This is a genomic window from Serratia sp. PAMC26656, from assembly GCF_016469055.2.
In the GTDB taxonomy this organism is placed as follows: Bacteria; Pseudomonadota; Gammaproteobacteria; order Enterobacterales; family Enterobacteriaceae; genus Serratia; species Serratia plymuthica.
In genome coordinates this window covers 1,141,328-1,156,218 of sequence record NZ_CP150486.1, presented here as the reverse complement: position 1 = coordinate 1,156,218, position 14,891 = coordinate 1,141,328, and the positions used below count along the sequence as shown (strand labels likewise).

General features: G+C 55.2%; 12 protein-coding genes and 1 other RNA gene. 5 read left to right on the top strand and 8 right to left on the bottom strand.

Annotated elements, in window-relative coordinates:
- Nucleotides 1-554 precede the first annotated feature (554 nt).
- A complete protein-coding gene (locus tag JEM67_RS06010) occupies nt 555-2,564 on the top strand; it encodes a right-handed parallel beta-helix repeat-containing protein (RefSeq protein ID WP_199636555.1) in 2,010 nt (669 codons plus the stop codon).
- A gap of 79 nt (nt 2,565-2,643) precedes the next feature.
- Here the strand turns inward: JEM67_RS06010 and ffs are convergent.
- Nucleotides 2,644-2,740, bottom strand: an RNA gene (ffs, locus tag JEM67_RS06005) — signal recognition particle sRNA small type.
- A gap of 158 nt (nt 2,741-2,898) precedes the next feature.
- Here ffs and JEM67_RS06000 point away from each other — a divergent pair.
- Nucleotides 2,899-3,213: an MGMT family protein gene (locus tag JEM67_RS06000; protein WP_199636556.1), complete on the top strand. Its 315-nt coding sequence runs from the start codon at nt 2,899-2,901 to the stop codon at nt 3,211-3,213.
- 65 nt (nt 3,214-3,278) lie between these two features.
- Here JEM67_RS06000 and JEM67_RS05995 read toward each other — a convergent pair whose 3' ends face one another.
- Nucleotides 3,279-3,770, bottom strand: a complete 492-nt coding sequence (locus JEM67_RS05995) for a YbaY family lipoprotein (RefSeq protein WP_199636557.1) — start codon at nt 3,768-3,770, stop codon at nt 3,279-3,281.
- A gap of 230 nt (nt 3,771-4,000) precedes the next feature.
- Between JEM67_RS05995 and tesB the strand changes: the two genes are divergently transcribed.
- Nucleotides 4,001-4,864, top strand: coding sequence for an acyl-CoA thioesterase II (gene tesB / locus JEM67_RS05990; protein WP_199636558.1), 864 nt, complete (start codon nt 4,001-4,003; stop codon nt 4,862-4,864).
- A gap of 87 nt (nt 4,865-4,951) precedes the next feature.
- Here tesB and amtB read toward each other — a convergent pair whose 3' ends face one another.
- The 5 genes from amtB to JEM67_RS05965 form a co-directional block, all read right to left on the bottom strand.
- A complete protein-coding gene (gene amtB / locus JEM67_RS05985; protein WP_013811753.1) occupies nt 4,952-6,238 on the bottom strand; it encodes an ammonium transporter AmtB in 1,287 nt (428 codons plus the stop codon).
- Between the two features lie 36 nt (nt 6,239-6,274).
- A complete protein-coding gene (gene glnK / locus JEM67_RS05980) occupies nt 6,275-6,613 on the bottom strand; it encodes a P-II family nitrogen regulator (RefSeq protein WP_004949337.1) in 339 nt (112 codons plus the stop codon).
- A gap of 299 nt (nt 6,614-6,912) precedes the next feature.
- A complete protein-coding gene (locus tag JEM67_RS05975; protein ID WP_199636559.1) occupies nt 6,913-8,691 on the bottom strand; it encodes a SmdB family multidrug efflux ABC transporter permease/ATP-binding protein in 1,779 nt (592 codons plus the stop codon).
- Complete coding sequence (locus tag JEM67_RS05970) at nt 8,684-10,459, bottom strand: SmdA family multidrug ABC transporter permease/ATP-binding protein (protein ID WP_199636560.1); 1,776 nt, start codon at nt 10,457-10,459, stop codon at nt 8,684-8,686. The genes JEM67_RS05975 and JEM67_RS05970 overlap by 8 nt, the downstream gene beginning before the upstream one ends.
- A 94-nt stretch (nt 10,460-10,553) precedes the next feature.
- Nucleotides 10,554-11,015 carry an Lrp/AsnC family transcriptional regulator gene (locus JEM67_RS05965; protein ID WP_013811750.1) on the bottom strand — a complete coding sequence of 154 codons (462 nt, stop codon included), beginning with the start codon at nt 11,013-11,015 and terminating at the stop codon, nt 10,554-10,556.
- Between the two features lie 122 nt (nt 11,016-11,137).
- Here JEM67_RS05965 and JEM67_RS05960 point away from each other — a divergent pair, with 122 nt between their 5' ends.
- On the top strand, nt 11,138-12,178 hold the full coding sequence (locus tag JEM67_RS05960) for a PLP-dependent cysteine synthase family protein (RefSeq protein ID WP_199636561.1): 1,041 nt from the start codon (nt 11,138-11,140) through the stop codon (nt 12,176-12,178).
- Nucleotides 12,179-12,235: 57 nt separating this feature from the next.
- On the opposite strand, the gene cof is transcribed toward JEM67_RS05960, so the two are convergent.
- Complete coding sequence (gene cof / locus JEM67_RS05955) at nt 12,236-13,060, bottom strand: HMP-PP phosphatase (RefSeq protein ID WP_199636562.1); 825 nt, start codon at nt 13,058-13,060, stop codon at nt 12,236-12,238.
- A gap of 103 nt (nt 13,061-13,163) precedes the next feature.
- On the opposite strand from cof, the gene JEM67_RS05950 reads away from it, so the two are divergent.
- A complete protein-coding gene (locus tag JEM67_RS05950) occupies nt 13,164-14,888 on the top strand; it encodes an SgrR family transcriptional regulator (RefSeq protein ID WP_199636685.1) in 1,725 nt (574 codons plus the stop codon).
- Nucleotides 14,889-14,891: the final 3 nt, after the last annotated feature.

Below are 14,891 nucleotides of genomic sequence, written 5' to 3'. Positions count from 1 at the left end.
AGTAGCCCAGGACGCGGCTAAGTAAGCGGCCCCGGCTGTGCCACAGCCCGTTCAATATCATTCAAGCGACAGTAAATAAAATAGCTACCGGCAATTTCTAACGAACCACTCCATGCGCAATGAACCGCACCACTAAAGCAATACAATACCCTCACCGACAGCAGCGGAGTACTTTTACCGATTCTGCTGCTCATACCGGCTGTGCTGATGCCCCCACAGTCTAGATGCCGAACCTGATTGGCCTGAACATATACAGCGGCCAGGACTGACCTGGCAAACCTCATATACGGATTGCCAGGTTGTATCTACTGATCAATATCTGCATCTGCTCACCATTCCGCAAGCATATTTCCTCAGTACTAGCAGGTACATCTCTGATATAGATCCCCCTATAGCGCGGGGATACCCCCTCTCACAAGGTTACTCGCATGTCTGCTGAGAGATAACCAAACATCAGACTCTTGTCGTCAATGTAAAGTATCTATAATTTTAACATTATAACGACCATCTTAAAGCTATGAAATCAATCACCCCATGTCAGAAGGACATTAAGTATGGATAGCAACAGCAATATTATTAATGTTAAAGACTACCATGAAAATAAAAATGCTATCGGTGATGGTATAACTGATGACACTGCAGCGATAAGAAGAGCGATTAAAATCGCTAAAGCCAGCGGTAAAGCAGTTTATTTTCCAGCGGGTATCTATCGATATTTTCCTCAAGCGGGTCTCATTGAACCAATCGATGATCCGGAAAATCCTCAACAATACAGCAAAGAAGGCCCAGCCTTACCCATCTCCGGAAATGTCACATTACTGGGTGACGGTATGTTGAAGTCAGTGCTTTACTTTGAAGATGAATATGGCACCGGTAGTGCAGGAATTGGCGGTGTTGATGTCTGCAATCTCACTATAAACGCGTTAGGATTTAATGGTTCATGGGGCAAAAATGGTAACTGGAGCGGTGGCCGAGATAAAGCCAGGCATTTACTAGGGGTAACAATGTTGGAGGGGGAATTAAGAATAACCGATTGCCGATTCTCTAACTCCAGATATATGATGGCCAGCATCTGGCGAGGGAAAACGGCGATCGTTACTGGTTGCCAGTTTGATCGTAGCGTTGCGGATGGTATCAGGCTAATTAACTTCAAACGAGTCATTGTCGCCAATAATAACTTTTCATTTATTAATGATGATTGCATTGCGGTTCATGTTACCGATGATATCAATCCTGCCGTTGACGACCATTCTATCTGTATCAGCAACAACACGATCACAGACAGTCAGGGCATCTGTGCGCTTGGTGCTAAAAACACCGTGATAGAAGGCAATACCTTGGTCAGGCCTCATGCTCGGGCTATCGCTGTCGGCATGGATACGCCGGCGATCAGCGGTGCCGCACAGGAAGGTTCTCAGGTTCCAATGAACATAATTATAAAAGGAAATACAGTCAGTGATGTTTTCCGAGGGAAAGTGTTTGCACCTGATACTGGGAATATACAGCAGTACATTTATATTGGTGGTATTAACCTTCATACAGGTTCAACAACAATTCCTGGCAAGCCGATTAATGGGGAAATCACACCTATTGAACCTTATCTCTATAGATCAAACCTGGATGTCAATAGAAGTATCTATCCGGGTGCATTTTCAATAACCATTACTGAAAATATATTAACCCGAACATTGCCAGCCAGCTCTACATTAGAAAATAATAATTCCGTTTTTTTTTACGCCGACTATCGTTATGGCGACCGGTATGCCAGAAATGGACCTGTATCACCAAAAATACTTCATTCCGATCTAAATTGTACTGGGATAAACGTCATAGGTACACTGACCAACCTGTTAATCAGTGGTAATCAATTAACTAATATGGGCACAAGTATAAGCGTCGCAGTTACCGGTTCATTGAGTTTAAACTCTGATTCATGGAATATTAAAATCTCAAACAATACTCTTCATGGTTTCTCTGAAAAAGGAGTTTATCTTAACTCAAAAATGGCAGTTGAGATACAAAACTGTATATTCAATGGAGATCCCTACTTCAAAAAAAGCAACAGATTAGCGAATGGCCGCTGGGTAGCAGGGACTGGCGCAGAACACACCTGTATCCACAACAATAATACCGGAAACTCTGTTGTCCATGCAGCGGGTAACCTGTTTAAAAATGCAGCTTCAATTAGTCAGGGAAGCGCATTTATTTGGGGGACAGATAATAAAATGATGTGCCTGCCCGCTTTTTCCGGCGGAGAGGCGATGAATCAGGGTATTATGAACTTCCCATCTGGCTGGTTTTCATCAGTGGGCGTGATTATTCCTACGGACTGCGATCCATCCTCAGAAAACTTTGATGCAATCAAAAGTGTGCCGGGTACCAGCGGAGCATCAATCCCATCATCTGGGATCTATTATCGCGGATTTTATCGCCGAAATCTGGTTCTTTCGCCTATCACCGCTAATGGCCAGAGCTACTACGTACGAGGATGGTTGAGGGTGACAAATGGTGAAAACCATGTTTTAGGTACTGACTGGATTGAAGATCGGATCTCCATTCAGTAAAGCGTGCGACGGACAGAAAGCGGCATAATATCGCCAAATTAGATCGGTAGCTTTTACAGGAGGCTGAAATTGGTGGAGGCCCTGCCAGCTACATCCCGGCACACACGTCACCTGCTGCGGCTGCTTCCTTCCGGATCTGACCGAGTTCACAAGTTAGTGTTGCGGGAGAACCAACAGGGCCCCCATTGACGGCTTCTATGACTGCGAAGCGGTGGGCATTATCGGCGATGACCAGCCAAATAGCAAGCCAACCGGGGCCAACCGCTGTTTTCTTACCCACCTTGGCTGTGGCACACTTCTATCCTTGGCTTTTTGCCGCAGCAGGAAAACATAAATGGAACCAGAAGACGCCACATTCAGCCAGCGCGTGTTCCACGTGGTAGCCGCCATTCCCTATGGCAAGGTCACGACCTATGGCGAGGTAGCGCGGCTGGCAGGCTCACCGCGTGCCGCACGTCAGGTCGGCGGCGTATTGAGGCGTCTGCCGGAAGGCAGCAGCCTGCCTTGGCACCGGGTGATTAACCGCCACGGCCAGATTTCGCAGCAGGGGGAGGACTTTCAACGTCAGCGCCAGGCGCTGCTGAGCGAGGGGATCATCTTCGGCGCGCACAGCACGGTCGATCTGCTGATTTACGGCTGGCGCTGGTAGCAAAAAAACAGCCTTTGGCCGGAGCGCAAAGGCTGTTGATTTCTTACGGCTTCAGGTTTGCCGGTTTACGGCATGGCTGTTGGCGTCGTCTGAACCGCAATGCCCTGCACCGGAACCAACTGCAGGTCGGCACGGGTGCCGTTGCGGTTCACTACTTCCTGGATAGTATCGGTGATAAAGGTCATCCGGCCGTTTACCGTAATGGCCGCGCTCAGGATAATGCGTGCATTAGGCTGAATATCTGCCGGGTTATAAGGCAGGACAAAATTAAACGGCGCCTGCTTGCCTTCAGTGCGCACCGCACGCTGGGCAATCACTTTCGACGGCGCATCCGCCAATGAGGCATCAGAGAGCGTAACCGTCAGTACCGCATCCGGTGGCAGCGCAATACGCTGGCGAATGTTAACCGAACCAGTTACCGCCGGGCCCTGAATCTGCGTTTGCGCAATCGCTGGGTTTCCCGCCGCCGGCACAGGCACATTTGCGCTCTTTTGAGCACAACCCGCCAGGGTGATCGTCAATGCTGCTGCTCCACCTACGATTTGCCAGAGTTTCATGGATCGGTCTCCTTTTTTATTATCAATACCTTGGTGGCTTTCACCACCCCACTCATTAAACTTAGCACAAAATACTGAAAAATCTACTTAGCACTGCCTATTAATCACTTAGCCTTCTAATAACACTCAGTATTCAGGCAATTTCCCCTGTGCCGTAACGCAACATATTGACGTCTTGCCGTGATATTCCGCACACTGCGCAAAATGATTATTAAAAGGGTAATAACTTTATGAGCCAGGCACTGCAAAACCTCCTCGATCTGCTGGATCTGGAGAAAATCGAAGAAGGGTTGTTCCGCGGACAAAGCGAAGATCTGGGGCTGCGTCAGGTATTCGGCGGACAGGTGGTCGGCCAGGCGCTGTATGCCGCCAAACAAACCGTACCGCCAGAACGCAGCGTACACTCGTTCCACAGCTATTTCTTGCGCCCGGGCGACAGCAGCAAGCCGATTATTTATGACGTGGAAATCCTGCGCGACGGCAATAGCTTCAGCGCCCGTCGCGTCAGCGCCATTCAGCACGGTAAACCGATCTTCTATATGACGGCCTCTTTCCAAAGCCCGGAAGCAGGGTTTGAACACCAGAACACCATGCCGGACGTGCCGCCGCCAGAAGGACTGATGTCCGAATCAGACATTGCCCAGAAGTTGGCGCATATGCTGCCGGACAAGGTTCGCGAAAAGTTTATCGGCCAAAAGCCGATTGAAATGCGCCCGGTCAAATTCCACAACCCGCTGAAAGGCACGGTGGAAGAACCGCACCGTTGCGTGTGGTTCCGCGCCAACGGCACCATGCCGGACGATCAGCGTATCCACCAATATCTGCTGGGCTATGCGTCAGATTTCAACTTCCTGCCGACGGCGCTACAGCCGCACGGCGTCGGCTTCCTTGAGCCGGGCATGCAGGTGGCGACTATCGATCATTCGATGTGGTTCCACCGGCCGTTCCGCATGGACGACTGGTTGCTGTACGTGGTGGAAAGCTCCTCCGCCTCTGGCGCACGCGGCTTTGTGCGCGGCCAGTTCTACACCCGTGAAGGCGTACTGGTCGCCACCACGGTACAAGAAGGCGTGATTCGCCAGCGCGAAGCCTAAAAAAGAAAAAAAGGGCGATGTCACCATCGCCCTTTTCGCATCATCATTATTTTTCGTGTTATTTAGCGCACTGCCCTTCTTCAAGGCTTATTGGTTATAGGCACTCTCGCCATGGCTGTTGACGTCCAGACCTTCGCGCTCCTGCTCTTCCGGTACGCGCAGACCGACGATGGCGCCCGCCACTTTAAAGGCGATGAAAGCAGCCACACCGGACCAGACCAGGGTGATCGCCACGCTCATCAGCTGGATCAGCACCTGATGGCTCATGGTAACGCCTTCTGCGTACCCGGTACCGCCCAGTGAGGCAGAAGTGAACACACCGGTCAGCAGACAGCCGACGATGCCGCACACGCCATGCACGCCGAACACGTCACAGGTATCATCCACATTCAGCCATTTCTTCAGCGTGACCACGCCCCACAAACCGGCAACGCCGCCCACCAGGCCGATAATCAGCCCCCCGCCGATACCCACGGTACCCGCAGCCGGCGTGATAGCGACCAGCCCGGCGATACAACCGGAACATGCGCCCAGCAGTGAAGGTTTGCCGCGCACAATCCACTCGGCAAAGGTCCAGGAGAGGATCGCGCCGGCGGTAGCAACCACGGTGTTCAGGAACGCCAGTGCCGCAATGCCGTTAGCCGCGCTGGCAGAACCGGCGTTGAAGCCAAACCAGCCGACATACAGGATTGAAGCGCCGGTAAACACCATCGGCAGGTTGTGCGGCTTGAAGGCCTCTTTGCCGAAGCCGGCACGTTTACCCAACAGGTAGGCGCCAATCAGCCCGGCGCTTGCCGCGTTGATGTGCACTACGGTGCCGCCGGCAAAGTCCAGCGCGCCGTCAGCGGCCAGGAAACCGCCGCCCCATACCATGTGTGCAATCGGCAGGTAGGAAATGGTGAACCAGATGGCCGCAAAAATCACTACCGCAGAGAAGCGGATACGCTCGGCAAAGCCGCCCACCACCAGCGCAACGGTAATACAGGCAAAGGAAGCCTGGAATGCCACGTGGATCATCTGGCTAAAGGTGCCGGTGACGCTATCGATGCCAATGCCTTTCAGCATCGCCGTCTGGAATCCGCCGAAGAACGCATTGCCCTCGCTGAAAGCCAGGCTATAGCCATAAAGCACCCACAGCACACACACCATTGCGAAGGTGACAGTGACCTGAGTCAACATGGAGAGCACGTTCTTGGAACGCAACAAACCACCGTAAAACAGAGCTACGCCCGGCAAGGTCATGAACAGCACCAAAGCGGTGCAAATCATCATGAACGCGTTGTCAGCCTTGTCTGCGACCGCCGGAGCGGCCAGGGCCAAAGAAGGAACCATGGTTACCGTACTCAGGCCCAACATGGATAAAAGTTTTTTCATTATCAATCCATCCCCATTACTTTACTGAGCCTGTGATTACAGTGCTGCTTCGTCTGTTTCGCCGGTGCGAATGCGAATGACACGTTGCAATTCGGCAACGAAAATTTTGCCGTCACCGATTTTACCGGTGTAGGCCGCTTTACTAATGACATCAACCACTTCGTCTAACTGATCGTCGGCGATAGCAATGTCGATTTTGACTTTAGGTAAGAAGTTGACGCTGTATTCCGCTCCGCGATAGAGCTCAGCATGTCCCTTCTGGCGACCAAACCCTTTCACTTCGGTTACGGTCAGCCCCTGAATACCTACAGAGGATAGGGCTTCACGCACGTCCTCCAGCTTGAATGGTTTAATCACCACGGTAACCAGCTTCATATTGCCCCTCCACGAATTAAGCCCAAACTCCCCCTTGGTACGAGTCTTATAAAGCAAAGGCTATGCCACAAATGGTTTTGTACGCGAATTCAGCAAATTAACCGACGGGGTGGCGATGCGACGCACCACGGCTACCCGGCAACCGGTTCCCACTAAGGGAATTGATTAAATATTGCGCACCATTTTGGTGCGCGACGCGTCTAAAAAGTGCAGAGAAAGGGATTTGAAAAGGAGGGATGCCTGTTTGTGGTGCGTGGCGAGAAAAAGAAAGGGCCGGTTTTGATGACCGGCCCCTGGGATTATGCGATTTGCGTTTCTTCGCGGCTGGCGGCGGCCAGTTCCTCGCCCACCAGTTGCAGTTGATACATCTGGTAGTAACGCCCCTGTTGCGCCAGCAGTTGCTGATGATTGCCCTGCTCGACTGCCTGACCGCGGTGCAACACCAGAATCGAGTCGGCATCGACAATGGTCGACAAACGGTGAGCGATCACCACCAACGTGGTGTGTTCACGGATCAAACGCAGCGCGCGCTGGATCGCCTGCTCGGTTCCGGAGTCAATGTTGGCGGTCGCCTCGTCGAGGATCAGGATCTGCGGCGCCTGCACCAACACTCTGGCCATTGCCAACAGCTGTTTCTGGCCCACCGACAGGTTGTTGCCCTGCTCACCCAGACGGGTATGGATACCCTGCGGGAAGGTCCGTACCAGCTCAGCCAACTGCACCGTTTCCAGCGCCTGCCAGACCGCCTCTTCGCTGATGTTGCGCCCCAGAGTCACGTTGGCCAGCACCGATTCGGCTATCACCACCGGATCTTGCTGCACCATTGCCACGCCCTGGCGCAGCGTGCGGTGCGACAGGTTGGACAGCGGACGGCCGTCAAGGCGCACTTCACCTTCATTGACCGGGTAATAGCCCATCAGCAAATTAGCCAACGTGCTCTTGCCGCTGCCGGTATGGCCAACCAGCGCCACGAAACCGCGCGAAGGCACCGACAGCGAAATATGTTGCAGCACCTTTTTATCTTCACGGTAAGCGAAACTCAGGTTGTCGATGTCGATACGGCCGCTTTCCAGCAGGTGATCGTCCGTCCCGTAGCTTTGCTGGCTGCGGTCCATCAGCTCGAAAATGCGCTCGCCTGCCACCACCGCCTGTTGCAGGATCGACTGTTGCGACGTCAGTTCGATTAACGGCTCATTCAACCGCCCCAGGTAATTGATAAAGGCATACAGCACGCCGACGCCTATCGACCCTTCGCCGCTGAAACCAAACAGCATCAGCAGGCCGCACAACACCAGCGCCGAAAACAGGCTGAGCAGCGGCCGCAGCAGAAAACCGTCCAGGCGCAGCGTCTGCATACGCGCGGAATAGTGTGAACGACTGGCTGCGCTCATGCGTTCGCCAAAGCGGATCTGCTGACGGAACTGCTGGATCACGCCCATGCCACTGATCACTTCATTAAAACCGTCATTGATGTCCGCCAGGTAGCCGCGCATCCGGCGCACGACCGGCGTGCTGTAGTACTGGTAAATGCCCATCACCACAAATACCGCCGGGAAGATGCAAATCGCCACCAGCGCCATGCGCCAGTCGAGGCTGAACATCGCCACCAGCATGGCACCAATCAACGCGGCGCTTTTCAGTACGGTGGAAACCACCATCACGTACAGATCTTTAATCACTTCGGTGTCATTGGTCACCCGGGAGATTAACTGCCCGACCGGTTGCGTGTCGAAGGCGCTGAGCGGCTGACGCAGTGCAGCGTCCATCACATCGGTACGCAGACGTTGAACCACCCCCACCGCGGCCTGATTGAACAGCAGCGCCTGAAAATAGTGCAGCGCCGCCGCCAACAGCTCCAGTAGAATGTAGGCCGCCGCCAGCCCGCAGACGATCATTAACGGCAATTGGCCTTTGGCGACGTAATTATCGATAAAGTAACTGACCAGAATCGGCCCGGCGACTTCCGCCGCTGCCGCTACCCACAGCATCAACACCGCCAGCCCCAGCGGTTTGCGGTAGGGCGAGCCATAAGCCAGCAGCCGTTTCAGCGTCGGCCACAGCTTTTGCATTTTATTCATTGGCTAACATCTCCTCGCCGACTTGCGGAGCTTCATCCAGCGCCGCCTCCAGTTGCTGATAGCGATACATATCGCGATACCAGCCTGGCTGAGCCGCCAGCGACGCATGCTGGCCGCGCTGCGCCACGTCGCCGTGCTGTATCACCAGGATCTCGCTGGCTTCGGTCAACGCCGAAAGCCGGTGCGCGCTGATAATCACCGTACGGTTCTGCCCCCAACTGCGTAAATTGTGCAGGATCTGATGTTCAGTACGACCATCCACCGCCGAGAGCGCGTCGTCGAGGATCAGGATCTCCGCATCCAGCAACAGGGCACGTGCAATGGAAATACGCTGCTTCTGCCCACCGGAGAGCATTACGCCGCGCTCACCCACTTCGGTTTCATAGCCCTGCGGCAACCGCAAGATATCCTCATGCACACTGGCCAGGCGGGCTGCGCGCTCAATCTGCTCCTGCGTCGCCCCCGGATTACCCAGTGCGATATTGTTGGCAACGCTGTCCGAAAACAGGAACGGCGTCTGGCTGACCACGGACAGCCTTGAGCGCCAATCGTCAAGCTTCACCTGGGTCAGCGGCATCCCCTGATAGCTAACCTGGCCATCATCAATGTCAAACTGACGCTGGATCAACGACAACAGCGTCGACTTCCCGGCGCCGGTTGGCCCGCACAGGCCGAGCATCTGCCCCGGCTCCAGCTTCAGCGCCACATCGTGCAGCGCCGCGTGCGAATTTCCCGGGTAATGGAACGCCCGGATGTCGACCTCCAGGCTGCCGCGCCCGGCCGGCAATATGTTCTCGCCGTCCGTCACCGCCGGCGCTTCCTCCAGCAGGCTGCGAATACGGCCATAGGCTGCGCTGCCGCGCTCCACGATGTTGAACATCCAGGCCAGCGCCAGCATCGGCCAAATCATCAAGCCAAGGTACATCACGAAGCTGGTCAGTTGACCAAGCGTCAGCGAACCGTTGACCACCATCCAGCTGCCGCCGCCGATCGCCAACAGATTAGAGGCGCCGATGGCGATATAAATCGTCGGATCAAAACGGGCGTCTATTCGCGCCACATGCATGTTTTTGGCGCCGGTTTGGGCGGCGACTTCCGCAAACTGGTTGGACTGATGATCTTCCAGGCCGAATGCCTTGATCATGCGGATGCTGGTCATGCTTTCCTGAGCCTGATCGTTCAGGCTGGAAAACGCTGCCTGCGCCGATTTAAAGCGCTGATGCAACTGATCGCCGTAATACTTAATCACAATCGCCATGATCGGCATCGGGATCAGCGACAGCAGGGTCAGTTGCCAGCTGATTTGGGTACTCATCACCACCAGCACCGCCAACCCCATCACCAGTGAATCCACCAGCGTCAGCACCCCTTCACCGGCGGCGAAAACCACCCGATCCACATCATTGGTCGCACGCGCCATCAGATCACCGGTGCGGTGACGCAAATAAAAGGCCGGGTTCTGCCGGCTGAGCTGGCGATAAAAATTCTCACGCAGTTCAACGGCGAGTTGATAGGAGGCACCAAACAGCAGCACCCGCCACACGTAGCGCAGCAGGTAAACAATCACGGCAGTCCCAAGCATCAGCCCCAGCCAGGCCATCAACACGCCGGCGGACATCTGTTTCTCGGTGACGCCGTCGACAATGATGCCCACCAGCTTGGGCGGCAACAGTTGCAATATGGCGATGACGATCAGCAGCACCACCGCACCCAGGTAGCGGCGCCACTCGCGGCGGAAATACCAGCCGATTTGAGCAAATAATCTCACGCAGTTTTATTCCAGGATAATGTAGTCGATTTTACTCTCGCTCTGACTCAGCAGAGTAGAATACCACCGTTACTTTGCCAGTTTGGTGAACATTTCACTCGGGAACCGGCAGCGCAGTGGTGTATTTGATTTTTTCCATCGCGAAGCTGGAAGTGACGTCAATCAGCCCCGGCACGCCGTTCACCAGGCGCTTGTAAAAGTTGTCGTAACTCTTCATGTCCGCCACTTCCACCTGCATCAGGTAATCGTACTCGCCCGCCATGCGATAGAACGCCAGCACTTCCGGCATCTGCTTGGTCAGTTGCACGAACTTCTGATACCACTCGCTGCTGTGCTGCTGGGTTTTGATCAGCACAAACGCCGTCAGCCCCAGGCCCAGCTTTTCGTTATCCAGCAGCGCGACGCGCCCCCGGATGTAGCCTTCATCTTCCAGCCGCTTCAGCCTTTTCCAACAGGGTGTCGACGTCAGATTGACCGCGTCGGCCAGCGCCTGCAGCGACTGCGTGCAGTCCTGTTGCAGCATGCACAGTAATTTACGGTCTGTTTTATCTAACATATCGCCAACCAGGAGAAAAATTTTCTCCTATTAGGCGATTAAACAGGGAAAATGGCAATCCTTTTTTCCCTGCGACAGGCTATGCTACGCGGTAAACAAGCCCCCTATTCTGAGGCCAGACGATGACAAATTCTTGGGTAAAATATGCGATCGGTGAAATAGAAGCGGACTTCCAACGCTCCGCCGACACGCACCTGATCCGCCTGAACCTGCCTGAATTTCCCGGTATCTGCCTGTACCTGAAAGATGAAAGCACTCACCCGACCGGCAGCCTGAAGCACCGGTTGGCCCGTTCCCTGTTCCTGTACGGTTTGTGCAACGGTTGGATCACCGAAAACACCACGATTATCGAAGCGTCTTCCGGCAGTACCGCGGTATCCGAGGCCTACTTCGCCCGGCTGATTGGTTTGCCGTTTATCGCCGTAATGCCGTCGTGTACCGCGCGCCGCAAAGTTGAGCAAATCGCCTTCTACGGCGGCCGCTGCCACTTTGTCGATCATGCAGCGCAAATTTACGCCGTCTCCGAACAGTTGGCGAAAGAGCTGAGCGGCCACTATATGGATCAGTTTACCTACGCCGAGCGTGCGACAGACTGGCGCGGTAACAACAACATCGCCGACAGTATCTTCCGCCAGATGGCGCGCGAGCCGTTCCCGGTTCCCAAACATATTGTGATGAGCGCCGGTACCGGCGGCACCTCTGCAACTCTGGGGCGCTATATTCGCTATCAAGGGCACGACACGCGCCTGACGGTAGTCGATCCGGAGAACTCGGTGTTCTACGATTGTTTCCACCAGCGTGACCGCACCATTATCGGCAGCTGCGGCAGCCGGATCGAAGGCATTGGCCGCCCACGCGCCGAGCCTTCATTTATTCCGTCGGTGGTCGACGCTATGCTGCGCGTACCGGATGCGGCCAGCGTCGCCACTATCCACTGGCTGGAAAAGGTTCTGGGGCGCAAAGTGGGTGCATCCACCGGCACCAACGTGTGGGGCGCGCTGCAATTGGCGAAACAAATGCGTGAAAAGGGTGAGCAGGGATCGATCGTTACCCTGTTGTGCGACAGCGGCGAACGCTATCTGGACACTTATTACAACCCAGAATGGGTAAGCGGCAATATCGGTGACCTGACGCCCTGGCTGGCGCAACTGGAAGATTTGTAGACCTCGAGAACAAAAAAGCCGGGTAAGTCATACCCGGCCGGCTGTAAAAGTAAAACCTCATAATTCGGGGGAATAGGTGAGGTAAGGTGAACGCAGCCAATGTTGCAAATAGTGAGCCACCGCCTGCTGTTCACAGTGGCCGATAACCGGTAGCCGGGGCAGCAGCGACTTCAACTGCGGCAAGGCATTGCCCATTACCACGCCGTGCCCCACCGTCGCCAGCATCTCCTTGTCGTTCATCGCATCGCCAAACGCCATGCAGTCCGCCATCGTTATCCCCAGGTGGCGGCTCAACATATCCAACGCCGTGCCCTTGTTGCAGCCGAGCGGCAGTACTTCCAGGCACTCGTAGGCGGAAAAACAGAGATCGGCCCTATCGCCCAGATGCGCCTGCAATTGCAGCTGCAACGCCAGTAACGCCTCGTGCGGCGCGATAAAACACACTTTACTGTTGCCGAACGCCGGCAACCGGCGCAGTTCCGCCAGTTGGAAACGGAAACCGCTCAGGTGGTGTGCCCTTAGCATCTCGTCCGGTACCGCAAATTCCGTTATCCAGCCTTCATCACGAAAAACGTGCATGCTGGCCTCAGTGCGCCAGTGGGTATGCAGCACCTCTTCGGCAATATCGGCAGGCAAATCGGTGGCGTGCAACTGCCGCCCCTGATTGTCATAAACCCGGGTGCCGTTGCCGGTAATCAGATAGCCCTGCAGGCCGAGTTGCGCCATGATCGGCTGAGCATCAAGGTAGTGGCGCCCGGTGGCGAAGGTCACGATCATGTCCCGTTCAACCAGTTGCTTCAGCACCGCCAGGGTTTCCGATCCGACCCGGTGATCCGGCGTCAGCAAAGTACCATCCATATCAAAAGCCGCCAGACGATACATAAAGACCTCGTGAATGTGAACGCGATTACAATCACTGCAGTATGGGATGGCATTTGCGGAAGTAATAGTGAACAATTCTGCAAAACTGTTCCGGATTTCTATCATGCGCCTGACCCACCGTCTCAGCCAATATCAACGCCTGTACCAGCAGATCGGCGGCGCGCCGGTGGCGATCACTATCGGCGAGCTGGCGGCGCTGTTCTATTGCAGCGAACGCCATGCCCGCACGCTGGTGCAGCAGTTGCAGGATCAAGGCTGGCTGAGCTGGCATTCACAGGCCGGGCGCGGCAAACGTGCCCGCCTTCACTGCCTGAAAACCCCGGATGAACTGCGGGCCGCTCATCTGCAAAGGTTGTTGCATAATGGCGATCATCAGGGCGCGCTGGAAATGGCGCAGTTGGATCCGCAGCATCTGCAAGAGTTGCTCAGCCCGCACCTCGGCGGCCAATGGCAGGCGGGCAGCCCGACGCTGCGTATCCCCTACTACCGCACGTTGGAAACCCTGGATCCGCTGACCCTCACCGGCCGTGCCGAGCAGCATCTGGTCGCCACCCTGCACGCCGGATTGACGCGCTTTATGACCGGCAACCCCGAGCCGCAACCGGATCTGGCTCATCACTGGCAAATCAGCGAGGATGGCCTGCGCTGGCAGTTTTTCCTGCGCAGCCAGTTGCGTTGGCATAACAGCGAACCTCTGACCGGGCAACAGCTGCTGCAAACGCTGAAGAAATTGTTCCAGCACCCGCGCAGCCAGCCAAGCCTGGCCAGCGTTGCCGCCATCAGCCTGCCTCATGCGCTGTGCATCCAGTTTGATCTGCAGCGCCCAGACTACTGGCTGGCACACCGGCTGGCAGAGTTGCCCTGTCTTTTGACTCACCCAGATTCACCGGGCATTGGCGCCGGCCCCTTTAAGCTGATGTTAAATGAGCCGCATCTGGTTCGCCTGGAACAGCATTCGTTTTACCATTTGCAGCATCCTTATCTGGAGAGCATTGAGTATTGGATTACCCCGGAACTGCATGCCGGCAGCGCCTACACCAGTTGCCAGCACCCGGTGCGTATTACCATCGGCCCTCAGGAAGAGCTGGCGCTGGCCCGGCCGGTGCAACGCAGCATGAGCCTGGGCTGGTGCTATCTGGCGATTAACCTGAAGCATGGCGTGCTAAGTGAAGCGCAGGGGCAGAAACTGCTGATGCTAATCCAGCAATCCGGCCTGCTGGCCAATCTGCCGGTACCCAACAGCGTCATCACTCCCAGCCGCGAGATGCTGCCTGGCTGGGCGATCCCGCAGCATCAAGCCAGCGAAGATATTGCCCTGCCCGCCAGGCTGACGCTGTTGTACCGTCCGCCGGTTGAGCTGGAGACGGTCACGGTGGCGCTGCAACAGTTATTGGCACGCCATGGCTGTGAGCTGGAGGTGCGTTACTATGCGGGCAAACGCTGGCAAAGTGCGGAGCAAATCGAGCAGGCCGATCTCCTGCTGGCGGATAACCTGATCGGCGAGTCGCCAGAGGCCACGCTGGAAAGCTGGTTGCGGCAAGATACGCTGTGGCGTGGCATTTTGCCTGACTCACGCTGGCAACATCAGCAACAAACGTTGCAACGGATCCAGCAACTTCCCGCGCAGCAACCGCGTTTTGAGCAATTGAAAACTTACTATCAGCAGTTGATGGCAGCGGCGATCATCACCCCGCTGTTTCACTACCAATATCAAATCAGCGCACCACCGCGCATTCATGGCGTCACCCTGACCGCCTATGGCTGGTTTGATTTCTGCCAGGCCTGGCTGCCACCCCCGGTGGAGAATCAACCAGAGCCTCCTCAGTGATAA